The sequence below is a fragment of the Methanoculleus nereidis genome (assembly GCF_032944295.1).
GTDB classification, from domain to species: Archaea; Halobacteriota; Methanomicrobia; order Methanomicrobiales; family Methanoculleaceae; genus Methanoculleus; species Methanoculleus nereidis.
This window is the reverse complement of sequence record NZ_JABFFQ010000001.1, coordinates 132,151-156,759: the sequence shown is the minus strand read 5'-3', so window position 1 is coordinate 156,759 and position 24,609 is coordinate 132,151. Positions and strand designations below refer to the sequence as shown.

Below are 24,609 nucleotides of genomic sequence, written 5' to 3'. Positions count from 1 at the left end.
TCCGGTCACTTCGCCATCGTCGGCTGGAACCCGCGCATCGTCTCGGCCATCTCCCTCAGGCGCCGGTCCACCAGGTAGTTCACCGTCCCCTCCTCGTAGGTCCCGTCCTCGCGCCGGGTGCCTGCCGGAACACCCGTGAGAACCTCGATCCCCTCGTCGATCGTCCGCACCGGGTAGATCCGGAACTTCCCGGCCTTCGCGGCCTCGACGATCTCCTCTTTCAGCATCAGGTTCTGGACGTTGCTCGCCGGGATAAGCGCCCCCTGGCTCCCGTCGAGCCCTTTGGCCTTGCAGACCTCGAAGAACCCCTCCAGTTTCTCGTTCACCCCGCCGATCGCCTGGACCTCACCCTTCTGGTTCACCGAGCCCGTGACGGCGAGGTACTGCTTCAGCGGAAGCCCCGAGAGCGCTGAGAGGAGGGCGTAGAGCTCGGTGCTCGACGCGGAGTCGCCCTCGATCCCTTCGTAACTCTGCTCGAAGACGAGCCGGGCGGAGAGGGAGAGGGGCTTATCGCGTGCATAGTTGTTGTTGAGGTAACCGTTGATGATCAGGACGCCTTTCGTGTGGATCGGCCCGCCGAGTGCAGCCTCCCGCTCGATGTCCATGATCCCCTCGCGGCCGACCCCGATGCTCGCGGTCACCTTCGAGGGCCGGCCGAAGGCGAAGTCACCGAGCCCGATGACCGAGAGACCGTTTACCTGGCCGACCTTATCGCCCTCGGTATCGATGAGGAAGATCCCCCGCCGGATCGCCTCCTCGATCTTTTTCTGGATCAGGTTCGAGCGGTAGACCTTCTCCTCGATCGCTTTCGTGACGTGTCTTCTCTCGATCTGCTCGGCCCCGTCCTCTGCGGCGTAGAAGTTCGCCTCCCGGATAAGGTCGGCGACCGACGCGAACCGGGTCGAGAGTTTCTCCTTATCCGCAGCGAGTCTCGATCCGTACTCGATCACCCGGGCGATCGCCTCCCGCTCGAGGTGCCGGAGGTTCTCCTCCCGGACGAGGTTGCAGATGAAGTCGGCGTATTTTCCGGCGTTCTCGTCGTCTCGATCCATCACGATGTCGAAGTCGGCCTTGACCTTGAAGAGCTCCTTGAAGTCAGTGTCCATCCGGTAGAGGAGCTGGTAGATCATGGGCGTCCCGATGAGGGCCACCTTGATGTCGAGGGGGATGGGTTCGGGCTTGATCGTCTTTGCCGTGATGAACCCCATCCGTTCTCCCGGCTCCTCGATGACGGCCTCCCCGGTCTTCAGTGCTGTCTTGAGCCCGTCCCAGGAGAGCGGGGCGCGCAGGAGGTCTTCGACGTCGAGGACGAGGTAGCCGCCGTTGGCCCGGTGCAGCGAGCCCGGCCGGATCATCGTGAAGTCGGTCGTGAAGATGCCGAACTGCACCTCTTTCTCGATCTTTCCGAGGAGGTTCTGGTAGGTGGGGTTCTGCTCGAAGACCACCGGCGCGCCTTCTATAGCGGCGTTGTCGACGACGACGTTCACCTCGTACTTTCGAAACGGGATCTCACGCATGAAAGCCTGGAACTGGGGCGGGACGCCCTGCTGCTCGGGAACACCGAGGAATAGCTGAGTGTTCTCGAGGATGTCGTTCTGGACGGCGTCGATATACTCGGGGACTTCCGGGACGCCGGTGTACTTCTCCTTGAGTTCGGCGACGAGGTTGCCTATCGCGTAGAGGGCGATGTCGCGGTTTAAGTCTTTGACCGCCTCGGCCCCCTGCCGCTCGATGTCCTGCACCTGCCGGAGCGTGCTCCGGAGTTCGGCGTTCAAGGCGTCCCGCCGCCGCTGGACCTCCGCCCGCACGTCGTCGGGGAGGGTGATGAACTCCTCCTCGGGGACCGGCCTCCCATTAATGACCGGGATGGTCAGGAGGCCGATGGGGCTCATCTGGATGACGAACCCCGCCTCCTGGGCTTTCTGGTTGATCCGGGCGATGAGGGCCGTCCTGGTCCCCTGGAGCGATTGAAGCGTTTCGTCCCGCCGTTTGGCGTACTCTTCGCTCTGGAATGCCCGGGGAAGCGCCTGCCGCGTCTCCTCGATGAACCGTTTCATCTCCTCCCGAAACGCCGTCCCTCTCCCGGCAGGGAGGGCGATGGCGTTGGGCTCGTACTGGTCCTCGAAGTTATGGACGTAAACCCAGTCGCTCGCCCGGGGCTTGGCTTTCGCGAGTTCATCGAGGAAACTCCGGACGGCTCTCATCCGCCCGGTTCCCTGGGCTCCCGCGGCGTAGACGTTGAACCCGGCTTCGTGGATCTCAAGGCCGAACCGCAGCGCCCGGAGCGCCCGTTCCTGGCCGATGATCTCCTCAAGCGGCCGCATCTCCTCAGTGCTGGCGCACTCCACCTTTCCCGGTTCGTAGACGTTCCGGTACTCTCCGATATCTAAAGGCTGAACCATCAGTCTCACCAAGTCCTGATCGCAGGTACACCGCAGGATGTCGCGTGCCTTAAAAAATGTTCCCGGACTTTTGCTTCTGCCCCCCTGATGGTACGATAGGTGGTTTTACTTTCCTTCGTGCTGAAGTGTAGTACGTTTATGTGCGGCCGGTACGGCGTATAGAGCCGCAAAGCTTGGTGATTTCATGAGAATAGCAATTGCACAGGACGGAAACCGGGTATCCGAACACTTCGGGCACTGCCAGGCATACGCAATATTCGATGTTGAGGAGTCGATCATCTACCGGAGGGACGATCTCCCGAGCCCCGGCCACGAACCCGGGCGACTCCCGGTCTTCCTCGCGGAGCATGGGGTCGACCTGATCATCGCGGGTGGAATGGGGCCGCGGGCCGTTGACCTCTTCCACGAGAATGGTATCAATGTGCTCCTCGGTATCAGTGGAAACGTTGATTATGTCGCACAGGACTATATTGCCGGTCGTCTTTCTCCGGGGAAGAGTTCCTGCCACCACGAAGACGGCGGCGAGTGCGATGGAGCGCACTGAGCATGGTAGCGGTGGTTGACCCGGAGGCATGCACCGGGTGCGAGACATGTGTGGATGCCTGCCCGGCGGCTGCAATCGCCATGGAGGACGGCAGGGCGAAGGTCGACCCCGAGCTCTGTGTGGATTGTGGGACCTGCGTGGACGAGTGCCCGGCTGGGGCCATCTCACTCGAATAATGCGGTAGCACCATCCATAGTATTATGCTCATATGAGCGAAAAAAATCCCTAGAGGAGTGTATCAGAATGATAGTTGGCATCACAGCACGTGCAGCAGGCACGGATGCCCCGGTCGAGCAGCGGTTCGGCCGGGCACCTTACTTCGTCTTCGTCGATACGGAGACGGGGAAAGCGGAATCGATTGAGAACCCCCTCGTCGACGCTGCCGGCGGGGTCGGCCCCCGGGCGGTCCAGATGTTTTCGGAGCACGGCGCGACGGTGGTCATCACCGGTCAGGTCGGCGGGAACGCTGCCCGGGCGCTTGGAATGGGCGGGATCAAGGCCTACGCCTACCGCGGAAGCGGCAGCGTGGCCGAAGCCCTCGCGGAGTATACCGCCGGGAACCTGCAGCCGCTCCCCCTTTGAAGTGGAACCCAGCATGAAAATTGCGATTGCAAGCGGGAAAGGCGGCACCGGGAAGAGCACCGTGGCGGCGAACCTTGCCTGCACGCTCGCCCTCTCCCGCGAGGTGGCGCTCGTCGACTGCGATGTCGAGGAACCGAACCTCCACCTCTTCTTCCCGGACTCTGCCGTGGACGTGCCGGTGACGACCCCGGTCCCGGAGATCGATCCGGCTCTCTGCAATTTCTGCGGTGAGTGCGGGAAGTTCTGCCGATTCGGGGCGCTCTCGGTCCTCAAAGACCGTGTTATCCTCTTCCCGGAGCTCTGCCACTCGTGCGGGGGCTGCTCCCTGGTCTGTCCGCAGGGAGCGATCGAGGAAGTCCCGCGCACCGTCGGCCGGGTCGCGTGCTCCTGCCCTCTCCCGTCCCTCACCTTGGTGAGCGGGGTCTTGAACGAGGGGGAGGTGATGGCTCCGGCGGTCATCCGTGCGGCGAAGATGCTCGCGGAGGGGCATCCCCTCATCCTCTACGATGCCTCTCCCGGGATCGCCTGCCCGGTGATCGAGACCCTGGAGGGGGTCGATGCCTGCATCCTGGTGACGGAGTCGACGCCGTTCGGGCTGCACGATCTCCGCCTTGCGGCCGAGGTGGTGGAGGGGATTGGTATTCCTGCCGGTGTCGTGATCAACCGCAGCGACGGCCAGGACGAGGAGACCCTTGAGTTCTGCCGGGAGCGTGGGCTTCCCGTCCTCATGACCATCCCGTTCTCGCGGGAGATCGCCGCCGTCCAGAACCGTGGGGGGCTTATCTGCCGCGACCTTCCCGGGTGGGAGGAGCGGTTCGCTGATCTCTTTGAAGCGGTCGTGAAGATTGTGGGGGTGAGCCCGTGATCCGGCTTGCGGTCGTGAGCGGCAAGGGCGGCACCGGAAAGACGATGGTGGCGGCGGCGCTTGCGGATATCAGTACTGTGCCACAGGTTCTCGCCGACTGCGACGTGGACGCCGCGAACCTGGAGCTCCTCTTCGATACCCGGCGGCTCACGACGGAGGAGTTCCGGGGGCTCGAGGCGGCCCGGATCGACCTGGAACAGTGCCGCGACTGCGGCATCTGCGCGGACCACTGCCGGTTCGGGGCGATCGTGCGCCGTAACGACGCCTGGGAAGTGGATCCCCTGCACTGCGAGGGTTGCGCTGTCTGCACCTACGTCTGCCCCACGGGGGCGGCCCGGATGGAACCCCGCGTCTGCGGCGAGATCTACACCTCGGCGACCGACCGGGGCAACCTCGCCCATGCCCGGCTCTTCCCGGGCTCGGGGAACTCGGGACTGCTCGTCACCGAGGTGAGAAAGCGGGCGACGAGCCTTGCGGACGGCGCCGATCTGCTGCTCGCCGACGGGCCGCCGGGGATTGGCTGCCCGCTTATTGCGACGATCAGCGGCGTGGATGCGGTTCTCATCGTCACGGAGCCGGGGGTCTCGGCGCTCCACGATCTTGAGCGGCTGGTGACGGTCTGCCGCCGGTTTGACGTCCAGATCTTCGTCGCGATCAACCGGTTTGACCTCGCTGAGGATATCTGCAAGAGGGTCGAGGACTACTGCGAGAAGGAAGGCATCGTGGTGGCAGGTAAGATCCCGTTCGACCCGTCAGTGATCGATGCCGTTCGGAACGGCCGCCCCGTGACCCGGAGCGAGTCCCCGGCGACAGATGCTCTCCGGGCGCTCCGGAAGAGCCTTTTTGCCGAACTCGGGTTCCGGTGAGCCCGCTCTCCCGGGGTTGTCATGGTACCCCGGGACGCTCCGCTCCTGGGGAATTGGGTGTTGCCGGTGACCCGGCAAGAGTGTCTCGTGACTCTCCGGTCTCAACCGGAGACTCACTTTAACTATTCTCGAAAAAGAAGAATGTATTGGTTTAGAACCGGGGTTTTCTGTGCTTCGGGAGGCATTCCTGGCAATACACGGGTCTGCCTTCGGTCGGCTTGAAGGGGACTTCGCACTCCTTCCCACAGTCTGAACAAACGGTCTTCGTCATTTCACGGGGGCCGCCGAAGTTCCTGGGACCGCCGAAATTTCTGTTTCCTCTATTATAATCCATTGGATTGCTCATGCAGATAGAACACTGCTTGTAGAGTTATGATTGGATAGTATATAGTGTAGCTCATCGCCCTCTGAGGGGTGATCAGGATCTTACCCCGGCGACCTGCCGGCCTGCCCGCATGAGATGCAATCCGGGCCCGGAGAGGGTGCAGCAGCATAGTTGCCGGATTGCTCCCCCTTCATACGGGAAGTCCCGGGCTGTGTGGGTGTCGGAACGGGCATGCGCGGTTAGTCTCCGGAAGATTTCTCGCCAGCTGTTGCCGCAAGGAGAGTCTGGAGTTCGGGAATTTGCCGCTTAATGGTAAACCAGACCTGCAATCAGCAGAGCCCCGTCGCGCCTGGACATACACCGCCTCCGCGTCGACAGCCTGCATGAGCCGCGGCCGCCGGGCAACCCCCCAAGAGGGCGAGATCTACGGGGAGACCGAGGATCCTCTCCAGGTCGTCTTTGAGGTCCACGACATCCCAGCCGAGCGGCTCATCGAGCTCGACGGGGATGTCGAGGTCGCTTTCCGTGCCCTGTTCATTCCGAACATACGAGCCGAAGACCCCGATCTCGCGGACGTGATACCGCTCTCGAAGGTAGGGCTTCGCTCTCGAGAGTGCATCGATGATCGACCGCACGGGTCCAGTGGGGGGATATCTTCAGGCCTCTGCGGCACCTCTCCGCCCCTCCTTGAGAGGTATAGGTGAAGGGACTGTTGAACGTTTCTCCGGCCGGTGCCCCCAAGGTTTATGCAGTTGCAGGCGACTCTCTCGTCTGGTGAATGATGATGAATGGTTCGCGGCTGAGGTACAGGGTCGAAGTTTTCGGTGACAACGGCATCGAGCGCTACGGCCCGTTCAACGAGCAGAAGGCGCGGGAGTTCTTCGAGGTCGAGGAGAGCCTCGGCGGGACCGCCCGGATCGCACGGCTAGAAGAGGGGATCCGGGAGACGTGGAAGGTCATCGCCGAATGCGGGGACTGGGACGGCGACGGGCGAGAGTCGTATGGCGTGCAGAGCACAAAGGCGCCGCAGTGAGCGGAAGGCCGCTCACTCCCGCGGCCTCATTCCGGCGGCTGCAAAGACGGTCTCTCTCCCTACGCGTTCCATCATCTCCCCGAACCGCTCGCCCGGCAGTGCGTTCTCCCGGAAGCAGCCGATCAGCCGTCCGACGATCGTGACCGCCTCTTCTTCGGCGACCAGTCTATCAGCCCCGGTGCCGACCCGGAGCACCCTGCCCGACCTCCCGCCGAGGAAGAGGTGCAGTCCCTCCGAAGCGACGCCGATCGCCCCTGTGGGACAGACGGGTATGCAGTCGCCGCACCCGATGCAGATCTCCTCCGAGAAGGTGACCCTGCCGTCGGCGACCCGGACCGCTCCCTCCCGGCAGACCTTTTCGCACGCCCCGCAACCTTCGCATTCGTCGGCAAACACGGGGAATCGCCTCCCCATGATCCCGATATCGTTGAGCTGGACTTTTGCGCAGTTGTTGGGGCATCCCGCAATCGAGATCTTCAGTTTCCGGGGGAGGTCGCACGCCCCGTAACGCTCTTCGATCGCGCGGGCGAGCCCCTGGGTGTCGTAACACCCGTGCCGGCAGACGGTACCCTTGCAGGCGACGACCGACCGGAGGGTCGCCCCGGTGCTCCCGGGCTCTATCCCTGCCGCCCGGAGCCTTACTGCAACCTCCCCCGCGTCCTGCCGGTCGATACCGGGGATCTCCACGTTGAGCCGGGTCGTCAGCCCGACCTTACCGTCACCGAACTCCTCTGCGATCCGGGATATCGCCGCCATCTGCGGCGCGCTCATCACGCCGGCGAGGACCTTTCCCCGGACGGCGACTTTTCCCTTTTCCCGGAGGCGGATGACCCCCGGATTTTTGCTCTTCTTTCCGTCGGTCATGTGGTTCCTGCCTTAGGGTATGGGAAGAATTGGTGTTAAACCACCGGCAGGGATCACAACCCGCATATACCCTCCCCCTGATAACTGGGTGTGGACCTCTTCCTGCAGGCATCCTATCTCCTGCTCTGGGCCGGGCTCCTGAAAGGACTCCAGCTGGCTCTCTGGCCCCGCCTCCGCCCCGCGCTCGGGGACTACGCCTACCCCGTGGCATACCCGGCCTCCCTCCTCCTCTTCGCCTTTGCGACCTGGTACTGCGGCCTCCTCCGCATCCCGGTCGCCCTCGCCCTCCTCATCTTCGTCGCCCTCGGAGCGTGGGGCCTCCGGCGGGGCGACTACCGGCTCGCGGAACTCCGCCGCCTCCTCGCCTGGGACGCGGTCTTCCTGGTCGGGTTTTTATTCGCGCTCTCAGTCCGGTTCGTAAACCCGCCTATCAACTACTTCAGCGAGCAGTACATGAACCATGCCTTCCTCGCAAGCATCATGAGGAACCCCGTCGTCCCACCGCTCGACCCCTGGTTTGCGGGCGGCCACCTCACCGTCTACTACTACCTCGGCCACTGGCTGATGGGCTGCCTCGGGGTCGTCACCGGCGTTCCCTCGGAGGTGGTCTTCAACCTCATCCCGGCCACGGTCTACGGGACGGCGTTCGTGATGCTCTACGCCACAGGAAGCCTGCTCCTCAAACGCTGGAAGTGGATCGTCCTCCCGGTCCTCTTTCTCATCCCGCCGTCGGTCCCCTGGTTCCTCGCCACCGGCTGGGACCTCTACGGGGCGTTCCAGAAGACCAACTGGATCATCCCCGGGGCCAGGTTTGAGTTCCCGCTCTTCTCCCTCTTCCTCGGGAACGCCCACGCGTTCGAGATGGCCGCGTTCAACCAGTTCCTGCTCATCTTCCTCCTCGGGTTTGCGTGGTTGCGGTGGGGCGGGCTTGATGCCCGGGGACGGCGGGGGCTTGCCCTCCTCATCGCGGTGAGCATCGGGTCGATGCCGCCCTTGAGTTCCTGGGACGCCCTCGTCTACGGCCCGGCCGTCGCCGTCTTCCTCCTCCTTCTCTGGGCCAGGGAGCGGGAGAACGTTTCCCGGGCGGCCATAGTAGTGGTCCCTGCGGTCGCCTTCCTCATCTATCTCCCCTACTACCTCCTCCTCGAGCCCGCGGGCGTGGGCGGGATCGGATGGGGGTTCCCTCCCACTGACCCCCTCCTCTTCATCGCGATCTGGGGTGGGTTCCTTGCCCTTCTCTATGTCGCAATCGCCCGGGATATCTGGCGATCCCCGGTCTACCTTGCCGTTGCCCTCCCGTTCATCGCCACCGGCTATGTCGCCCTCGGGATTGTTGCGGTGCCGCTCGCCTACCTCCTCCGGAGGGACCACTCATTCCCGGACCTCCTCTGCATCGCCGGGCTCCTGGTGCTCGCGTTCTGCGACCTCTTCTACCTCCAGGAGATGCTCGGGGGCGACTACAGTCGGTTCAACACCATCTTCAAGTTCTACTTCGACGCCTGGATCCTCCTCGGCACGGGCTCCCTCCTCCTCGCCGGGAAGTGGCTTGCAGGACGGCGGCCGGTCCTCCCGGCGGCGGCACGAAAGGGTGCTGCCGTTGCCGCAGCCGTCGCCCTCATCACCGCCCCGTTCGCTCTCGACGTCGATATCGGCCGGGGCCTCCTTGGGATCGACTACCCACCGGCGGGCTACACCACCCTGGACGGGCTTGCCTACCTCGAGGCCACGCGGCCCGGGGAGGCCGCGGCGATTGACTACCTCCGGACGCTTCCGGGCGGCCACTGCATCGTGGAGGGGGAGAACGGGGACTACGGCTACTACTCCCGTGTCTCGTCCTTCACCGGCATCCCGACGATTCTCGGGCAGATCGGCCACGAACTGACCTGGCGGGGAAACGGCGCCTGGTACACCGGGCGCCCGGCGGATATCCGGGCGATCTACGAGGGTCCCGGGAACACCACCGCCCTCATGGAGAAGTACAACGCGACCCTTCTCTACGTCGGCGAGCCCGAGCACGAGCGCTACGACGTCCGGCTGCCGGACAGCGGGCTTCGTCTGGTCTATGACGAAGGCGGGGTCCGGATCTACGCGCTGACCGGGTAACCTTTATGGCTCTCGCTCACGGGGTGTGGCTCATGATGCGAGCAGCCGCAGTCATGGCATCCGTCCTTATCTTCGTCCTGGCGGGCTTTGCCGGGGCGCAGGAGTTGCCGGACACCGGGAACCTGACCAACACCGGGTCGGCGTACGCGGCGGAGTACCGGAACGGCACCTCGACCACCCCGCTTGCCGGGGAGAACGAGACGCTCAACGTGAGCCTCGAGCCCGTGGCCGAAGGTTTCGTCGCACCGCTGATGCTCACGGACGCCGGCGACGGCACGGGCAGGCTCTTTGTCGTCGACCAGGTCGGGACGGTCTCGATCATCGACAGGAACGGCACCCTCCTTGAGGAGCCGTTCCTGGACGTCCGGGATCGCATGGTCACCCTCAACCCGTCGTTCGATGAGCGCGGGCTCCTCTCGATAGCCTTCCACCCCGCCTTCCGGGAGAACGGGCGGGTCTTTGCGTTCTATAGCGCCCCCTTGAGGCAGGAGGGGCCCGAGGGTTGGGACTGCACGAACCGCCTGTCCGAGTTCCGGGTCGACCCTGCGGACCCGGACCAGGCGGATATGGCCTCCGAACGGGTCCTCCTGGAGATCGACAAACCGCAGTCCACCCATAACGGCGGAAGCATAGCGTTCGGCCCCCGTGACGGCTACCTCTACGTGCCGCTCGGCGACGGGGGAGGGGCGGGCGACAGCGGGACCGGCCACACCCCGGAGACCGGGAACGCCCAGGATCTCACAAACATCTACGGTAGCGTGCTCCGGATCGACGTGGACGATATCTCTGCCGGGAGTGTCCCGGAGCCACCGGAGAACGCCACCTGGGCGACAGGGGCGGGATCCCTCTACGGCGTCCCGGCGGATAACCCGTTCCTCGCGAACGAAAGCACCCCGCCCGAGATCTACGCCTACGGCTTCCGGAACCCGGCATTCATCTCGTTCGACGCTGAAGGCAACCTTTATGTTGCTGATGCCGGGCAGGATCTCTTTGAAGAGGTCTCGCTCGTCACAGGCGGCGGCAACTACGGTTGGCGCCTCAGGGAGGGAACCCACTGCTTCGACCTCCTGAATTTCCGCACACCCCCCGGGACCTGCGAGGCCGTCGGCCGCCCCGGGAAGTCCCTGATAGGTCCCATCGTCGAGGGCGGCCGTGACCTGGGCCCGGTCATCATTGGCGGCCGGGTTTACAACGGCATGGCGATCCCGGACCTTGCGGGACACTACGTCTTCGGCTACTGGAACGGCAACTTCGTCGCCGCGACGCCCCCGCCGGGGTGGAATGCATCGGCGTTCCCCGGCTCCGCGGAGAACCTCACGCCCGAAGACATCGCGATGTGGCGGGTGCAGAGGCTCAACGTGACACCCGCGGAAAGCATGGATGCCTTCCTCCTCGGGTTCGGCGAAGATGAAGATTCGGAGCTCTACGCGCTCATGACCGGTGTCGCCGGACCGGATCCGTCCACCGCGACCGGCAGGGTCTGGAAGATCGTCCCGGCGAACGCCACCGCGCCGCTGCGGACGTAGAGTGGCCTTGTACCCCCCGGTACCGGCCGGGGCAACCTTTATGCCTCCGGGCTACCCGGTGGGGTTCATGGCACGAATAACCGTAATCATGGTGCCCGTTACGGGGGTGCGGGCGTGACCCCGGAGGTGGCCCGCGCCGCGGAGAGGGTGACGGTCGCGATCGCGGCCGAGAACTTCGCCTTCAGCACGGAGATGATAACGGTCCCGGCGGGTGCGGAAGTGACGGTGAACTTCGACAACCGGGACGACGGGGTCCCGCACAACGTCGCGGTCTACACCGACTCCTCGGCGGCCACGGCGATCTTCGTCGGCGAGATCGTCACCGGCCCGGGCCAGGTGACCTATACCTTCACGGCACCCGAAACCCCCGGGACCCGCTTCTTCCGATGCGACGTCCACCCCTCGATGAACGGCGACTTCGTCGTGGAGTAGGGAAGGGAGCGGCCGGGCCAGCCCCCGGACCGCCGCCGCAGAACGCGGGGTTCTCTTCGGCGTCGTGGATGCGAAAGGGGATCTAAAGAACCGTACCCGCGATGATCGCCGCGGCATAGACGAGCAGCGATCCGTGCATGAGCGGGAGCGCCCGCATCGCCGCGTCCGCGCTCTTCCCCTGGAGGATGAGGTAGTTCGCGGCACCGAGGAGGACGAGCCCCGCACCGAACCCGGCGATGGTTACCGGCCCGAGGGTGAGGCCGAAGACGAGCGCCATACCCGCGTGGACGGCCGAGAAGCCGAAGACCCAGACGGCCGCACCCTTCATGCCGTAGAGGACCGGGACCGTCGCCATGCCCCGGGCGCGGTCGTTCACGATATCGGCGATATCGTTTGCCCCGAGGTGCGCGAGCGTCCAGGGGTAGAAGAAGAGGAAGAAGAGGAGAGCGGTCACGTCCGGGTTCCCGTACACCAGGTAGCCGGCGACGGGGAAGAGGGCGAAGTCCGTCCGCCCGACCATCTGGGCGACGGGAACGGCCTGGTTCCGCTTCTTTGTCTGGTAGAAGTACTCGGCCAGGTACGAGTAGCCCATGATCCCGAGGACGTAGAGGTTGTGCGGCGAAGGAAGGGTTGCGGCGAGCGCGGCCGCGAGGCCGGCGAGGGCGAGGAAGAGGGCGTTGGCCGCCCGGGGGGAGAGTTTTCCCGCCGGTATCGGCCGTTCGCCGAACGGTCGCCAGTAGCGGGTGAGCGAGCCGTTGACGTCCCTCCTGTCGTACTCCCAGTCGACGTAATCGTTCAGGACGAACCCGGCTTCAAACCCCAGGAGGCCGATCAGCGCTGCCCGGCCGACGAGTTCCCACGAGAACCCGCCGTAGTTCTCAAACGCGAGCGCCAGTCCCGAGCAGAAGAGCAGGGGCCAGACGAAGAAGAAGTGGGCGCGGGTCAGGTCTGCGAGCGCCGCGAGGGTCTTTCTCATGATGTATGTCATGAGTTCTATGCCCTGGTTCAAAAAACGTTGCAGGCCCGGCGACAGGGTTAAGCCTGCAGCCGGTTCATCTCACGACCATGACGACCTATCGTTGCTCGATATGCGGGCATATCTACGACGAAAAGACCGGCGACGTGGACGCTCCGCCGGGAACCGCGTTTGAAGACCTTCCCGGGGACTGGCGCTGCCCGGTCTGCCTCGCGGAGAAGAGCAGGTTTGCTCCGTTTGCCTCCCCTCTCGCGCGACTCGGGCTCTGAACCGTCCCGGATCCGGGGCAGAAGCGCAACCGGAAAGAACCGCATAAAAAGGCCGAGAGCGTAGAGTACCCTGCTATAGCCCCGGGAATCGGGGCAAGCAGCAGGAGTTCTCAACGATGGATACCTTACTGCCAGGCGCTGCTCTGGCAATTTATGCTCTGGTGAACGCCGTCTCGTTCATCGCCTATTACCGCGACAAAACGTTCGCAAAGAAGAATGCACGGAGAACGCCGGAGAAGACGCTCCTCGTTATCGCTCTCTTCGGGCCGTTCGGGGCGTTTGCCGCGATGCGTGCCTTCCGGCACAAGACCCAGAAGACAGCGTTCAAGCTCGTCCCTCTCTTTCTCTGCCTGCACCTCGTGCTTGCCGCCGCGTTCGTCACTGGCTTTGTGTGACCCCTCATCAATAGATGAGGGTTTACATGAGGACAAAGTTATAATCAATCCATTGTCCTACCCTATCGTATGGCGTACGAGTACGGCCCGCTCTCCCGCCCGCTTGGGGAGACCCTCGCGGCGCTGCAGGAAGGGCTCATGCAGGAGTACCGCCTGGAGTTCCTCCCCGCTCACCGGCGATCGGCCCGGCGATCGCGGAGGCTCCGGCGGATACGGGGGTGGTGCAGGGCGACCGGTCATCTGGCGGAGCAGGTTGCCCTGGTGGCGCGGCGGACCCTCCCCCGCATCGAGCAGGAGGCCGGGCATATCTTCCGGAGCCCGGATGGGCTCGCCCGAATCTTGACAGTCCCCTCTACAAAACGCCTCTTTCTGGACATACTCGCCGGGTTTCCGGAAGAAGCCCTCCCGATCCGTGCAAACGACCTCGCGCTGCTCGGGAGGTTCGCCGACGACTCCCACGCCCTTGCGCTCATCGGCGACGTCACCCTCCGGCTGAAGGTCCTCCCCGGCGAAGGCGTTGGTGCGGCGGGCTTTGCCGCTCTCTGCGACCGGTGGGGTCTTCACGAGAGCCGGATCGGTTCCGGGTTCCGCCGTTCTCCGGACGAGCAGGAGAAGGAAACCCTTGCCCGGGCGGTTCTCGGCCTCATCTACGTCGAGGGGGGCGTCGATGCGTTGCGTGCCGTGGTGCCGCTCCTCACGTACGGCCGGACGGGATAGGGGTCGGAAAAAGGCTATATACTCGCTTCCCCTATCCCGCGGCGGGAGACTCTTCCATGGACACCCGTGCCCTCCGCGAGTTCATCCGGCTCGGCCGGTTCCACTTCCTCCTCTCGGGCTTTCTCCCGTTCACCGCCGGGGCACTCCTCGCGTTCCTCCTCGGGGCACGGTTCACCCCGGCACAGTTCCTCATCGGCTACGCGGCCATGGCGGCGGCGCACCTCTCCGTCAACTACAGCAACGATTACTTCGATGCCGACGCCGACCGGTTCGTCGAGACGACGCCGATATCCGGAGGGAGCGGCGTCCTCGCCGCCAACCCGGGCCTGAAACCCACCGCATTTTGGGCGGCCGTCGCCCTGATGGCGATCTCGGTCCTTATCGGGTATCTCTTCGTGACCGTCTACAACTACCCGGTCGTCTTCCTCGTTTTCGGCATTGCCGGCAACCTGCTGGGCTGGTTCTACACGGCGCCCCCGCTCGCCTTCGCCTACCATAACCTCGGCGAGGTCACGAACATGATCACCTTCGGTCTCCTGATGCCGGGCGCTGGCTACTTTGTCGCGGCAGGAACGCTCGATGCCGCCTTCTTTGCCTTCGCTATCCCGCTCTGCCTTTACGGGCTTGTCTTCATCATGAGCGTCGAGACCCCGGATATGGAAGGCGACATCGCCGGGGGGAAGCGGACGCTCATCGTCCGGAAAGGACGCATCTTCGGCTTCTGGCTCATCGGCCTCGCGGCGACCCTTGCGGCCGCGTCGCTCCTCCTCTTCGCCCTCACCGGCTTCTTCGCCCCCGTGAATTTCTGGCCGGTGGCGCTCATATCCCTCATCCCGCTTGGGTTCGCTCTCCGGGGTTTTAAGCACCGTTCCCCCGAACGGGCGTCCACCCTCCCGTACGCCACCGCCAACATCATGGGTTACTTCGCCTTCCAGACGCTCGTCGTCCTTTACTTCGCCGTCGCGGCCGTTACGGCCTGACCGGGCCGCACCTCAAGCGTCCGTTCGAAGGGGATCTCGAAGGTTGCAATACCGTAATCGACGATTCCGGTGCCGCTCACCCGGAGCGTGATCGCTCCGTCCCGAAGAGCGCGGAGGAACGCCTGCACGAGCCGCAGGTTGTCGACCGTCACCGGAATGGTGACGGTGGTCTCATCCTCTGGCCGGATTGCAATCCCGCCCTGTTCGCCGTGCGCGAGGAAGACCCATTGCCCGCCATCGAGGAAGTAGGCATCGAACGAGACCCGGGCCAGGGTGGCGCCGACGGGGTTGGGGTTATCGACGACCAGCCGAAGCGAGAGATCGATGCTTTCCCGGGTAACGTTCTCGACCGTGACCCCGGCGAGGGTGATGGTCGGCTCCTGGAGCGCGGGAACCGCACAGCCGGCACTGAAGAGCAGGACGGCAATAAGGAGGGTGACGGCGGGGCGCCCCATGCAGGCCCGGTATACCTGCCGGGATATAGGTCTGCCGCAGGTCCCCTCCTCCTACCCGCCGTCCTGGTAGGAAAGTACCGGCTCGACGGGGACGTAGTCCCTGACGACGACATTGTCAGCATAGAAGTGGTGTGCATCGCCGGAGTACCACGCAGAAGACCCGATCAGCGCGAAATCGTCAAAGACCACATCGCGCGGGACAGGCGTACCGTCGGCGAACCGCAGGGTTGTCTGCCCGAGATATTCGCCGTCCATCCATGCATGTCCTGTGCTGTTCGGCGTGTCGAGGACGACCCTGATGCGGTACCAGGTATCGGTCTCCGCCCGGGCGTTGGCGGAGAAGTTGTGGTGGGCACCGTCGTAGTACTGCACGGAACCGTTCCGGAGGTGGAGGGCATACAGGTGGTCGGTCCCGTTCCAGGCCTGGATGTAGCCCGAACCGCACCACCGCCCAAACTCACTGACCTGGAAGTCGCCTTCGATGATCATCGGGCCTGCCGAGATGTTTGCAAGGCAGATCCGGTTATTGGCGAGGTGCCGCAGATCCGGCTCGGAGACGTTGATATCCCCGGCGTATGCGCCGTCACGGACGACATCGGACTCAATCCCGGCATTCGAACCGGAGAACGACCACCGCGAGAGGTCGCCTCTCTCATAATCCTCAAAGAAGAGGAAGACGGCGTCGGGGTCACCGGCGTCCCGGGCCTCCGGGTTGCCGTAGAGCATGGTGATCGCCGTCGCGTTCGCCGGGAGGGCAAGCCAGACGCGGGCATGGGAGCCGGCGCTTGCGTTCTCGATCCAGTAGGGGATGGGGGTCCCGTTCGCGTTCATAAAGCGGATGTCGGCGAAGTCCGGCCGCATCCCCGGGAGATGGGTGGCGTTGAAAGGGACCGCAAGGCCGTCTATCCCGGAAGGGTTGTCGACCGATACCGCCTGGCGGTGAGCGAACACCCCGGCCTCCGCGGCGGTATCGCCGGAGCCGGCCGACCAATACCGCGGGGTCACGTCCGCGGGCGTATCCGTAACGAGGATGGCGGCGTGCGGGATCTCTGCAACCCCCCCGGTACCGGCGGCGAGGAGCAGTGCGACGATCCCTCCAGCAAAAACGATCCGGATGACATCCATGGTAATCCTGCCCCCGTGGGAACCTGCCCCTATATCCATGTAGCGGCCCGCCGCACCCCAACGCTGATGCTCCCCGGGTGATCACACTATACCGGTTAATGCAGTGACCGACGCCATCACAATCGCGATCATCGGGGGAGGCCCCGCCGGACTCTTCTGTGCCCTGCAAACGGCAGGTGCTGGACGGAACGTCATCATCTTCGAGAAGAAACCCGCGCCGGGGCGAAAACTCCTCATCGCCGGGTCCGGGCAGTGCAACATCACTCACGATGGAGAGATCGCCGATTTTCTCTCGCACTACGGGGACCACGGGGCTTTTCTCCGGCCCGCGCTCATGAACTTCACGAACCGGGACCTCGTATCCTTCTTTACCGGGCGGGGACTCGCCATGAAGGCCGAGCCCGGAGGGAAGGTCTTTCCGGAGACCCGGAAGTCCGCCGACGTCCTCGCCGTCCTCCTCGCGGAGTGCGCCACCCGCGGGGTGGAGATCCGGTCTAGCGACCCTGTCCTGGCCGTCGAGCGCGATGGTGACGGGTTCCTGGTCACGACGAAGATGGGCGCCGTCCGGGCCGCGGCCCTCGTCCTCGCCACCGGGGGAGCCTCCTACCCCGCCACCGGCTCGACCGGTGACGGCTACGCCTTCGCCCGGGCCCTCGGCCAGCCGACGACGGAGGTTGCCCCGGCGCTCACTCCGGTCTACGTCGAGGACTACCCGTTCCCCGACCTTGCCGGGATCTCCTTTCAGAACCTCGCCGTCACCGTCTACCGGGACGGGAAGCGGGTCGGCAGGCACGCCGGCGATCTGTTGCTGACGCACACCGGGCTCTCGGGCCCGGGCATCCTCGACGCCTCCCGGTCCATCCGCCCGGGTGACGTGCTCCGGATCACGTTCCTCCCGGATGTGACGATGGAAGCGGTGCGCATGCAGGTCGCCGAGGTGATCGCGGCGGTTGGGGCCCGGCAGGTGAAGACCGCCCTCTGCAGCCTCAACCTCCCGGAACGGTTCGTCCGGCGGCTGCTCGACCTTTCCGGGGTCCCGCCGAATGAAACCTGCGCCCGCCTCCCGAAGAAATCTCGGACAGCGCTCGCCGCATCCATCGCGGAGTTCCCGTTCCGGGTTTCTCGACTCGGCGGGTTCAACGAAGCGATGGTAACCCGGGGCGGTGTTGCCCTCGAAGGGATCAACAAAAAGACGATGGCGTCAAAGACCGCCAAAGGCCTCTATTGCATCGGCGAGGTGCTCGATATCGACGGCGATACCGGGGGCTACAACCTTCAGGCTGCATTCTCCACCGCAGCCCTCGCCGCCCGGCAAATCGCCGGCCTTCACGCGCCCCGGTGACCCTGCCGGCCCCGGGAGCCTTTTTTGCACCGTCCCCTCTTCTCGATTACCGGATATCTCCACCCTGGTGCGCTCCCGGGTGATTTTCCCTGACATCCCCCCGAAAAATCTTATATCAGCGATGTTCGTGAGTGCCATCAAAATAGAAGATCTAATATACTAACGCCATCATTAAAATATAATGAGACAATAACGTGGTTTGGAGCATTATTAACGCGATTCTTCTCTTCTCTGCCCTCATCCCCCAGGGGTATCTGATCTACGACGACGCAGGGGCCGATCCCGGGATCAGTGCCCCCCGTGCAGCCACGGTAGACGAGATAGCCCTCCTTTCCGCATCACCCCCGGTCCCGGAGTCTTCCCCCGACGCACTCATCGACCAGGTGGACCGGACAACGTTTGCCTGCGTCGATGGCTCCCCTCGCCTCTTCCCGGTTGGCCTCGACGCGACCCTTGCCGGTGGAGTGGGCGACTGCACCGATCTCGCGCTCCTCAGGACGGAAGTGCTTCGCCGGAACGGGATCCCCGCCCGGCCGGTCCACGGCATCATGGTCTGGGATGCGCAGACGTTCCGGACCAATGCCCTCCACGTGGAGATCTTCGGGAAGGGCATCGCCGTCCACGACTGGGTTGAACTCGGCGACGGCAGGACAATGGGCGCTTACGAAGAGAATCCCGGGATCCGGTGCATCAAGACCGGAAACGGCGTCTGTTTCCAGCCTCTCTTTGAGACACTCGGCTATCTCTGAACGGCGCCCGGACCCCGCGTAGGAATGTTCAATACCAGCCGCGTCAAACGAGCGGTATGAGCTTACTCACGGGACTCCTTGCTCTGATCCTGGTAGTCATCATCGCATTCGTCCTCTACAAGGTCGTGAAAAGCGTGACCGGCCTCATCATCAACGCCGTCGTGGGCGTGATCCTGCTCTGGCTCATCAACCTCCTCAACCTGATGAGCCTGTTCGGCCGGCCCGATATCCCGATCAACATCATCACTGTCCTGATCTGCGCGATCGGTGGGGTCTTCGGTGTCCTCATCACAGTGGTGCTCCACCTCCTCGGGATACCACTGACGCTCTGAGAACTACACGGCCGGAGCAGCAGCCTCCACGATCGTCCGGGCAAGCTCATCGACCACCGGACCGAACCGCCCGGCATCGACCTCACGCTCCAGTGTCACAGCCGACGAGATGAACCGCATCCTTCTTTCTTCGAGGCCCTTTTTCACGATAGCGACGGCGTTTTCCCCCCCGGAACCGCCCATTTCCACGAGCACCGAGAAGGGTTTTCCCGCGGCGTTCGTGACCCCGGCGAGGTATTCGTTCACGTAGGGTGGGACCTTCCGTGCCCAGACCGGGGTTGCGACGACCAGGAAGTCGACGTCGGAGAGATCCGTCTGCATCGGGCGAATTGGCGCCCGCATCCCGAACCTCGCCATCATGGCCTTCCTGAGCATCCCCACCTCCGAGACCGGCTCGATCACTGCAAGCCTCCCGCCAACCTTCTCTGCGAGCGCCGTCGCCACCTTCTCCGTATGCCCCTGCCAGGAGTAGTACGCGATAAGGATCATCACCATCACACCGGATGGGTGGTACTACCCTCCTCCCATATAGAGACCGCAGGAACCATCATATCCTTCGCGCCCAAAACCTCAGGACATGCAGGAGTACGGCCCCGGCATCGTCGGCGAGGTCCGGTTCGCCCGCCAGGACGGCGGCTACTACGTACAGCTCTACGACCGGGAGGGGAACCCCGTCGGAAAGACCGGGCTCTGGAGGACCGAGTCGAACGCAAAAGAGGCGGCCCGGCGGCTTGCGGAGAAGATGGGCGGGGAGTAGAACTCCTCACCGGGTCTCCGGGTGCGCCTCCGCGTAGCGGACGAGGCCGGCGATGCACCGGTTGTGCGGCGTCTCAATGCCGTGGCGCTCCCCGAGGCACGCGATATACCCGTTGAGAAGATCGATCTCCGTCCGGCGGCCCTGCCGGAGGTCGTAGTACATGGAAGGGTAGACTTCGGCGAAGTCGGGCACCTGCACCGAGAAGAGGTAGTCGAGGTAGTCGTCGGCGGTTGCCCAGGGGAGCCGTATCCCTTCGGCGCCGGCGACGGCGAAGGTCTCGCGGATAAGGCCGGCGACGGTCTCCCGGATCCCGGCGTCGGCGGCGACCCTGACCGGCGAGCGGAGGAGGGCGCAGATCGGGTTCACGGCGATGTTGAGGAGCGCCTTCCCCCACTTTTCTGAGCGGATATCGTTGTTGGCCTCGACCGGGATGCCCGCGGACTGGATGATACCGATCAGGCGATTGAGGGCGTCTCCACCACCCCCTGACCAGATCCCGAGCCGCATCGGGGCGCTCTCGCTTAAGACCCGGACGTGCCCGGGCCCGAGGACTGAGAAGTTCGTCGTCACGGTCCCGCCGATGACAGTCCCGGTGTAGCGGGCGATGACCTCCTCGTTCCCGATGCCGTTCTGGAGGCTTGCCACCGGCCGGCCCCGGATCAGCGCGGCGTACTCCTCGCAGATTGCCCGGGTATCGGTGCCTTTCGCAGTGATGATGAAGAAGTCGACCGCGGGTGGGGCCTCCTCCGATCCTGCGACGCAGCCGATGCCCTCGACAGTGCCGTTCCCCCAGACCCCGTCCATCACGACCCCCCGCTCCCGGATCGCGCCGGCATGCACCGGGCGGCAGGCGGCGTAGACCGTCGCGACGCTCTCCAGCTTTCCGGCGAGCGAGAGGCCGACCGCCCCTGCGCCGAGGATCAGGATGACCGGGCGTTTTAATGACTCCATTTTTCCCGTAGTTGCTGTTGGATCCGGAAGGTGATAACGGTGCGGTATCGCGGTGTACGCTGCAGGCCGCGGTTCCGGGGTCCCCCAGGAAATCGGATGGCGAATGCTTTTCGTCCCGGGTGCCGAGCTACCGTACCTGATGAAGCATGTCACGAAGGTCGACGGCAGACGGCAGCCGTTCGACCCCGGGAAGGTGCAGCGGACGCTCCGGAACATGGGCGTCGGCGCGGAGGATGCAGAGCGGATCGCCCACGAGATCGAGGAGTCGGTGCCGGACGGGGTGAAGACCAAAACGGTCCTCCGGATGATCCGCACCCGTGCCCGGACCGTCCGCCCCGCCGCCGCGCACCGGACCAACCTCCGTAGAGCGCTCGGCCTTCTGCGCTCGAAACCGGACTTCGAGGAGTTCGTGCGGATCCTCCTCCGGGAGCACGGCTACCGGGTGGAGACCGGGTGCGTCCTCGCCGGACTGTGTGGGGAGCACGAGGTGGACGCCATCGCGCAGAAGGACGGCACCACCATCTTCGTGGAGGTGAAGCACCACGCGAGCCACCACCGGGTGACCGGCCTCGACGAAGGCCGGATCGCACGGGCGATCGTCGAGGACCTTCAGGAGGGGTTCCGGTCCGGGCGCTGCACCGTCTCGATCGACAGCGCCCTGATCGTCTGCAACACCAAACTCTCGGAGCACGCGAAGCGCTACGCGACCTGCCGGGGGATCGGGCATATCGGGTGGGACTACCCGGAGGAGCAGAACCTCCGGGCGATGATCGAGAAGACGCAGTCTTACCCGATCACGATCGTTACCGGGGTGGGCCGGTCGGTCTCAGCCCGGCTGGCCGCCGCCGGGGTCGTCACGGCAAAACAGGTCGCCTACGGCGACGCTGCGGCCATCGCCCACGACGCGGGTATCCCCCTTAAGGAGGTGCTGCTGATCGCCGACCGGGCGCGTGCTATCCTGGAACCGTGAGTGCTCTTCAGGCAGACCCACCGATAGTCTGGAGCTGTTCTTCGGTTGGGTTAATCAGGACAATTTCGGGCCGGCAGTTGAACCGGAGATCTACTCCTGCGAAACTCGCGCTGCAGACCCCGCGAGATATGTAGGTTGGTGTCCTCCCGTCCGAGTCGAACATGCCTGCAAGCTCGATAACGCCGAAGTCGTTTAACTGTTTGACGACCGGGAAGAGGAACTGGCCGCCGTGGGTATGGCCGGCGAGGATGAGATCGGCGTCCCAGTCTGCCCGGCACGAGGGTTCGTGGATGAGGTAGACGGTGAATGCGTCCGTTGCTGGAACCTCAGGCGGATTCGCCATCCCTGCCCACCCGTCGTCGATCCCGACGATGACAATCTCTTCATCCCCGATGGGGATGCGGACGAATTCGTTTCTGAGGACGTGTACCCCATTCTCCTCCAGCGCTGCGGTGAGATCGTCGGCGAACGCAGTGTCGGCGGAACCGTCGTTTAAGGCGGAGGTGTCGTAGGCGCCGGCGGCGACCACGGTCGACGTCGAGGTGGCAAGCGTCCTCTCGATGCCCGTCGGGCCGTCGATCCCCACCCGGTAGTCATGGTTCCCGAGCACGGCGTAGGCTGGTGCGTTGAGCGAGCTCCATACCTCCTGAGAGGCGAAGTCCTCTTCCTTGCCCGTGACGAAGTCGCCGCCGATCAGGACGAGCGAGGGGTTCAGGCGGTTGACCTCGCGAATCACCTCCTGGACGTGGTCGATGTTGGATGCCCTGACATGGGGGTCGGTGATATAGATGATGCCTTCGGGTGCCCCGTCGATCGAGAGAACGGTCACCTCGACCGCCCGCGCTTCCCAGGCCATGTAGCCAGTCATGGTAGGGAGCATGATAAGCATGAATAACGCCATATGCCACGTACTTGGGGTCTTCAGGATCACTGCATTTTATTCAATCTTCAAAATATAAATACGATCCGCTGGATCGGTTCGAGGTGAGTTAGCGGCTGCGGGCCAGATCAACCGGATCGGCAACAACATCGGCCGGCTCCGTGCCGGAGGACGGGTCAGCAAAGAACCGGACAAATCGATGTCTATCTGCCCTCGCGAGGGCGATGGCGGCGAAGGCAGCGACGATGGCCGCCCCGATGAGGTCCACGATGAGGTCTATCATGGTGTCGGCGTTCCCGTGCTGGAGGCCCAGATCGAAGATCTGGTCGACCACAAATTCGTAAATCTCCCATACCGCCCCTGCCGCGAGCGTAGAGAGCAGGATGAATACGACGATCGCTCCCCTCGTCAGCCGGATCTCCCCCTGGTGCTCGGCGAGGACTGCGAGGAAGAAGGCGATGACCGCGACGGTGCTCGAGGAGATGAGGTGGGTCAGCTTGTCGTAGTAAGGTGCGAAGAGGATGTAGTATTCCCCGACGTGGCCCATGAGGTGGAGGTACAACGAGATGGTGACGAGGAGGTTGACCCCCCAGGGCAGGCAGAAGCGCAGGTTCCGCGTCATGAGAGACGGCGTCATCGTCAGGAGGAAGGCGACACCCGCCGAGAGGGCGAGGAAGTACTCGCCTGCCGTGAGGCTGAAGGCTGCGGCGAGGAGGATGAGCCCCTGGATGAAGTAGGCGACGTAGATCCCGCGGGACGGGCCCGGGCATGTCATGGTACGCTGGGTAGATTGTCCCGGCAACATACATAATCATCCCGGTGCCGGTCTCCGGTAGGTCGGGTGATCATCAGGAGCATCATCCGGGCGGCGTCACAATTCACCGGGACCGGGCCGCCGCCTGTAGCGGTCGCCATCAAGCCTCCGGGAGAATATTTGATAAGCTAGCAGTTGTATAAATTGGACACACAAAAGACCAAATACTCTGGAGCATGGGGTTGATGAACTGACAGATCCTGCGAAGCGCAAACCCGCGTCCAAAGAAGGAGAAGCGGGAGAGGAGATTATCCGCGTGCGCCTGCCGAACAAGAAGAACCGGGAGATGTTCGCAAGCGCCGAACTGATGCTGGGCGCAAATCATATCAAGATCCGCTGCTTCGACGGGGTGACGCGAACCGGGCGGATCAAGGGTAAGATCAAGAAGAAGGTCTGGATTCGGGAAGGAGACGTTCTGGTCGTTGTCCCCTGGAGTTTCCAGGATGAGAAGTGCGATATCGTCTACCGCTACACGAGACCCCAGGTGGAGTGGCTCCGGAAGAACCGGTATCTCTGATATCCCCCTTTATACCACACCTTCCTGCCCTGCACGGGCAAAGGCAGCAGAATTGAGTTGCCGTGTTCAAAAAAGTTAGATATCGTGAATCTTGATCTCGTACTCTTTTATGACAAGTTTATTGACGGGGTTGTCGGTGATCTTCCACTTGTATTCGTTGGGGATTGCGGTTTTATCCATCCCGAGCGAGCTGCCGGTCAGGTAGTTCTCCCACGCCGTCGAGTAGTAGTCACCCGACGGATCGGTTTCGTACTTCACTGTTATCGCGGTTGGGTTTAGCAACGGCGGATGCGTGGTCGCATTCTCCAGGCTCATCCTCACCGTCGTCATACCGGACTTCGCCATCAGCGTCTCGGTGGTGATGTTCATGATGTAGACGACGAACGTACCCGTGGAGTCGTCGTAGAACCACCGCGGCTCGGCAAGCATCGCCGAACCCGCTGACCCTTCCTGGCGTGTCATCACCGCGCCGTTCTCAAGGGAGATCACCTCGTTGCCCCGGTCGGAGCGGTAGATCAGGGCGCCAAGTGAGTAGTCCCAGAAATCGGTGCTGTTTGAGATGTTGATCGAACTCCCGTAGCTGGTGGAGTTGACCACCTCGAGCGTCCCCCCGCTCACCTGGAGCGACGTCTCCTTGTAGGGCACGTTCTTGAAGCAGAGGCTCTTCATGTCATTCTGGATGACGATCATCGCCCGCTCCATGTTCTTCACGTCGGTGTTGCTCTGCTCCTTCAGGAGCACCGGATAGCCGTAGAGCGTAACCAGGCCGATGCCGCTGATGACGATCCCGAGGATCAGGATGAACCCGATCGCCTCGGAGACCGCCCGTTCATTCATC

General features: G+C 63.8%; 31 protein-coding genes. 19 read left to right on the top strand and 12 right to left on the bottom strand.

Translation table 11 applies throughout. The features are described from left to right. Positions 1–5: 5 nt before the first annotated feature. Positions 6–2,402: a Lon protease family protein gene (locus HL657_RS00855; RefSeq protein WP_317294971.1), complete on the bottom strand. Its 2,397-nt coding sequence runs from the start codon at positions 2,400–2,402 to the stop codon at positions 6–8. 184 nt (positions 2,403–2,586) lie between these two features. On the opposite strand from HL657_RS00855, the gene HL657_RS00850 reads away from it, so the two are divergent. The 5 genes from HL657_RS00850 (at position 2,587) to HL657_RS00830 (ending at position 5,259) form a co-directional block, all read left to right on the top strand. Beyond that, complete coding sequence (locus HL657_RS00850; RefSeq protein WP_317294970.1) at positions 2,587–2,946, top strand: NifB/NifX family molybdenum-iron cluster-binding protein; 360 nt, start codon at positions 2,587–2,589, stop codon at positions 2,944–2,946. 2 nt (positions 2,947–2,948) lie between these two features. Continuing rightward, positions 2,949–3,122, top strand: coding sequence for a 4Fe-4S binding protein (locus HL657_RS00845; protein ID WP_317294969.1), 174 nt, complete (start codon positions 2,949–2,951; stop codon positions 3,120–3,122). A 67-nt stretch (positions 3,123–3,189) separates the two neighbouring features. Continuing rightward, entirely contained in the window at positions 3,190–3,528 is a 339-nt protein-coding gene (locus tag HL657_RS00840; protein ID WP_317294968.1) for a NifB/NifX family molybdenum-iron cluster-binding protein, read from the top strand. A gap of 13 nt (positions 3,529–3,541) precedes the next feature. Further along, a complete protein-coding gene (locus tag HL657_RS00835; protein ID WP_317294967.1) occupies positions 3,542–4,393 on the top strand; it encodes an ATP-binding protein in 852 nt (283 codons plus the stop codon). Beyond that, the gene (locus HL657_RS00830; RefSeq protein ID WP_317294966.1) at positions 4,390–5,259 is read left to right on the top strand and encodes an ATP-binding protein; all 870 of its coding nucleotides are present in this window, start codon (positions 4,390–4,392) and stop codon (positions 5,257–5,259) included. The genes HL657_RS00835 and HL657_RS00830 overlap by 4 nt, the downstream gene beginning before the upstream one ends. Positions 5,260–5,410: 151 nt before the next feature. Here HL657_RS00830 and HL657_RS00825 read toward each other — a convergent pair whose 3' ends face one another. Next, positions 5,411–5,605: a CxxC-x17-CxxC domain-containing protein gene (locus tag HL657_RS00825; protein ID WP_317294965.1), complete on the bottom strand. Its 195-nt coding sequence runs from the start codon at positions 5,603–5,605 to the stop codon at positions 5,411–5,413. Positions 5,606–5,913: 308 nt separating this feature from the next. Then, positions 5,914–6,219 carry a nucleotidyltransferase family protein gene (locus tag HL657_RS00820; RefSeq protein ID WP_317294964.1) on the bottom strand — a complete coding sequence of 102 codons (306 nt, stop codon included), beginning with the start codon at positions 6,217–6,219 and terminating at the stop codon, positions 5,914–5,916. Positions 6,220–6,362: 143 nt separating this feature from the next. Between HL657_RS00820 and HL657_RS00815 the strand changes: the two genes are divergently transcribed. After that, positions 6,363–6,617: a hypothetical protein gene (locus HL657_RS00815; protein WP_317294963.1), complete on the top strand. Its 255-nt coding sequence runs from the start codon at positions 6,363–6,365 to the stop codon at positions 6,615–6,617. Between the two features lie 12 nt (positions 6,618–6,629). Here HL657_RS00815 and HL657_RS00810 read toward each other — a convergent pair whose 3' ends face one another. Next, a complete protein-coding gene (locus HL657_RS00810; protein WP_317294962.1) occupies positions 6,630–7,481 on the bottom strand; it encodes a 4Fe-4S binding protein in 852 nt (283 codons plus the stop codon). Between the two features lie 90 nt (positions 7,482–7,571). Here HL657_RS00810 and HL657_RS00805 point away from each other — a divergent pair, with 90 nt between their 5' ends. From HL657_RS00805 to HL657_RS00795, 3 genes are all read left to right on the top strand, one after another. Beyond that, entirely contained in the window at positions 7,572–9,584 is a 2,013-nt protein-coding gene (locus HL657_RS00805) for a DUF2298 domain-containing protein (RefSeq protein ID WP_317294961.1), read from the top strand. Between the two features lie 32 nt (positions 9,585–9,616). Further along, the gene (locus tag HL657_RS00800) at positions 9,617–11,110 is read left to right on the top strand and encodes a PQQ-dependent sugar dehydrogenase (protein ID WP_317294960.1); all 1,494 of its coding nucleotides are present in this window, start codon (positions 9,617–9,619) and stop codon (positions 11,108–11,110) included. Between the two features lie 114 nt (positions 11,111–11,224). Further along, on the top strand, positions 11,225–11,542 hold the full coding sequence (locus tag HL657_RS00795) for a cupredoxin domain-containing protein (protein ID WP_317294959.1): 318 nt from the start codon (positions 11,225–11,227) through the stop codon (positions 11,540–11,542). Between the two features lie 82 nt (positions 11,543–11,624). Here the strand turns inward: HL657_RS00795 and HL657_RS00790 are convergent, their stop codons facing one another. Beyond that, positions 11,625–12,530 (bottom strand): UbiA family prenyltransferase, encoded by a 906-nt coding sequence (locus HL657_RS00790; RefSeq protein ID WP_317294958.1) that lies wholly within the window; start codon positions 12,528–12,530, stop codon positions 11,625–11,627. Between the two features lie 77 nt (positions 12,531–12,607). Between HL657_RS00790 and HL657_RS00785 the strand changes: the two genes are divergently transcribed. The 4 genes from HL657_RS00785 (at position 12,608) to HL657_RS00770 (ending at position 14,879) form a co-directional block, all read left to right on the top strand. After that, positions 12,608–12,787 carry a rubredoxin gene (locus tag HL657_RS00785; protein ID WP_317294957.1) on the top strand — a complete coding sequence of 60 codons (180 nt, stop codon included), beginning with the start codon at positions 12,608–12,610 and terminating at the stop codon, positions 12,785–12,787. A 116-nt stretch (positions 12,788–12,903) separates the two neighbouring features. Next, the gene (locus HL657_RS00780; RefSeq protein ID WP_317294956.1) at positions 12,904–13,182 is read left to right on the top strand and encodes a DUF1294 domain-containing protein; all 279 of its coding nucleotides are present in this window, start codon (positions 12,904–12,906) and stop codon (positions 13,180–13,182) included. 69 nt (positions 13,183–13,251) lie between these two features. Then, a complete protein-coding gene (locus tag HL657_RS00775; protein WP_317294955.1) occupies positions 13,252–13,899 on the top strand; it encodes a hypothetical protein in 648 nt (215 codons plus the stop codon). A 56-nt stretch (positions 13,900–13,955) separates the two neighbouring features. Then, complete coding sequence (locus HL657_RS00770) at positions 13,956–14,879, top strand: prenyltransferase (RefSeq protein ID WP_317294954.1); 924 nt, start codon at positions 13,956–13,958, stop codon at positions 14,877–14,879. Here the strand turns inward: HL657_RS00770 and HL657_RS00765 are convergent. Together HL657_RS00765 and HL657_RS00760 are read right to left on the bottom strand one after the other, a co-directional pair. Next, positions 14,849–15,334, bottom strand: a complete 486-nt coding sequence (locus tag HL657_RS00765; RefSeq protein ID WP_317294953.1) for an LEA type 2 family protein — start codon at positions 15,332–15,334, stop codon at positions 14,849–14,851. The two genes, HL657_RS00770 and HL657_RS00765, sit on opposite strands and share 31 nt — an antisense overlap. Before the next feature lie 51 nt (positions 15,335–15,385). Further along, positions 15,386–16,459 carry a DUF2341 domain-containing protein gene (locus HL657_RS00760; protein ID WP_317294952.1) on the bottom strand — a complete coding sequence of 358 codons (1,074 nt, stop codon included), beginning with the start codon at positions 16,457–16,459 and terminating at the stop codon, positions 15,386–15,388. 103 nt (positions 16,460–16,562) lie between these two features. Between HL657_RS00760 and HL657_RS00755 the strand changes: the two genes are divergently transcribed. The 3 genes from HL657_RS00755 (at position 16,563) to HL657_RS00745 (ending at position 18,882) form a co-directional block, all read left to right on the top strand. Next, positions 16,563–17,801, top strand: coding sequence for a BaiN/RdsA family NAD(P)/FAD-dependent oxidoreductase (locus HL657_RS00755; protein ID WP_317294951.1), 1,239 nt, complete (start codon positions 16,563–16,565; stop codon positions 17,799–17,801). A 194-nt stretch (positions 17,802–17,995) separates the two neighbouring features. Next, entirely contained in the window at positions 17,996–18,550 is a 555-nt protein-coding gene (locus HL657_RS00750; RefSeq protein ID WP_317294950.1) for a transglutaminase-like domain-containing protein, read from the top strand. 56 nt (positions 18,551–18,606) lie between these two features. Continuing rightward, positions 18,607–18,882, top strand: a complete 276-nt coding sequence (locus HL657_RS00745; protein ID WP_317294949.1) for a pro-sigmaK processing inhibitor BofA family protein — start codon at positions 18,607–18,609, stop codon at positions 18,880–18,882. Between the two features lie 3 nt (positions 18,883–18,885). Here the strand turns inward: HL657_RS00745 and HL657_RS00740 are convergent, their stop codons facing one another. Further along, complete coding sequence (locus tag HL657_RS00740) at positions 18,886–19,371, bottom strand: flavodoxin family protein (protein ID WP_317294948.1); 486 nt, start codon at positions 19,369–19,371, stop codon at positions 18,886–18,888. A gap of 88 nt (positions 19,372–19,459) precedes the next feature. On the opposite strand from HL657_RS00740, the gene HL657_RS00735 reads away from it, so the two are divergent. Then, positions 19,460–19,639: a hypothetical protein gene (locus HL657_RS00735; RefSeq protein ID WP_317294947.1), complete on the top strand. Its 180-nt coding sequence runs from the start codon at positions 19,460–19,462 to the stop codon at positions 19,637–19,639. A gap of 6 nt (positions 19,640–19,645) precedes the next feature. On the opposite strand, the gene HL657_RS00730 is transcribed toward HL657_RS00735, so the two are convergent. Further along, positions 19,646–20,590 (bottom strand): ketopantoate reductase family protein, encoded by a 945-nt coding sequence (locus tag HL657_RS00730; protein WP_317294946.1) that lies wholly within the window; start codon positions 20,588–20,590, stop codon positions 19,646–19,648. Positions 20,591–20,729: 139 nt separating this feature from the next. On the opposite strand from HL657_RS00730, the gene HL657_RS00725 reads away from it, so the two are divergent. Next, a complete protein-coding gene (locus tag HL657_RS00725) occupies positions 20,730–21,560 on the top strand; it encodes a restriction endonuclease (protein WP_317294945.1) in 831 nt (276 codons plus the stop codon). Positions 21,561–21,567: 7 nt separating this feature from the next. Here the strand turns inward: HL657_RS00725 and HL657_RS00720 are convergent, their stop codons facing one another. Both HL657_RS00720 and HL657_RS00715 read right to left on the bottom strand, forming a co-directional pair. After that, on the bottom strand, positions 21,568–22,491 hold the full coding sequence (locus HL657_RS00720) for a metallophosphoesterase (protein WP_317294944.1): 924 nt from the start codon (positions 22,489–22,491) through the stop codon (positions 21,568–21,570). A gap of 58 nt (positions 22,492–22,549) precedes the next feature. Then, positions 22,550–23,215, bottom strand: a complete 666-nt coding sequence (locus HL657_RS00715; RefSeq protein ID WP_317294943.1) for a hypothetical protein — start codon at positions 23,213–23,215, stop codon at positions 22,550–22,552. A 229-nt stretch (positions 23,216–23,444) separates the two neighbouring features. Here HL657_RS00715 and eif1A point away from each other — a divergent pair, with 229 nt between their 5' ends. Beyond that, positions 23,445–23,771, top strand: a complete 327-nt coding sequence (gene eif1A, locus HL657_RS00710) for a translation initiation factor eIF-1A (protein WP_317295603.1) — start codon at positions 23,445–23,447, stop codon at positions 23,769–23,771. A 75-nt stretch (positions 23,772–23,846) separates the two neighbouring features. Here eif1A and HL657_RS00705 read toward each other — a convergent pair whose 3' ends face one another. Beyond that, positions 23,847–24,608 carry a DUF7289 family protein gene (locus tag HL657_RS00705; RefSeq protein ID WP_317295602.1) on the bottom strand — a complete coding sequence of 254 codons (762 nt, stop codon included), beginning with the start codon at positions 24,606–24,608 and terminating at the stop codon, positions 23,847–23,849. Position 24,609 lies beyond the last annotated feature (1 nt).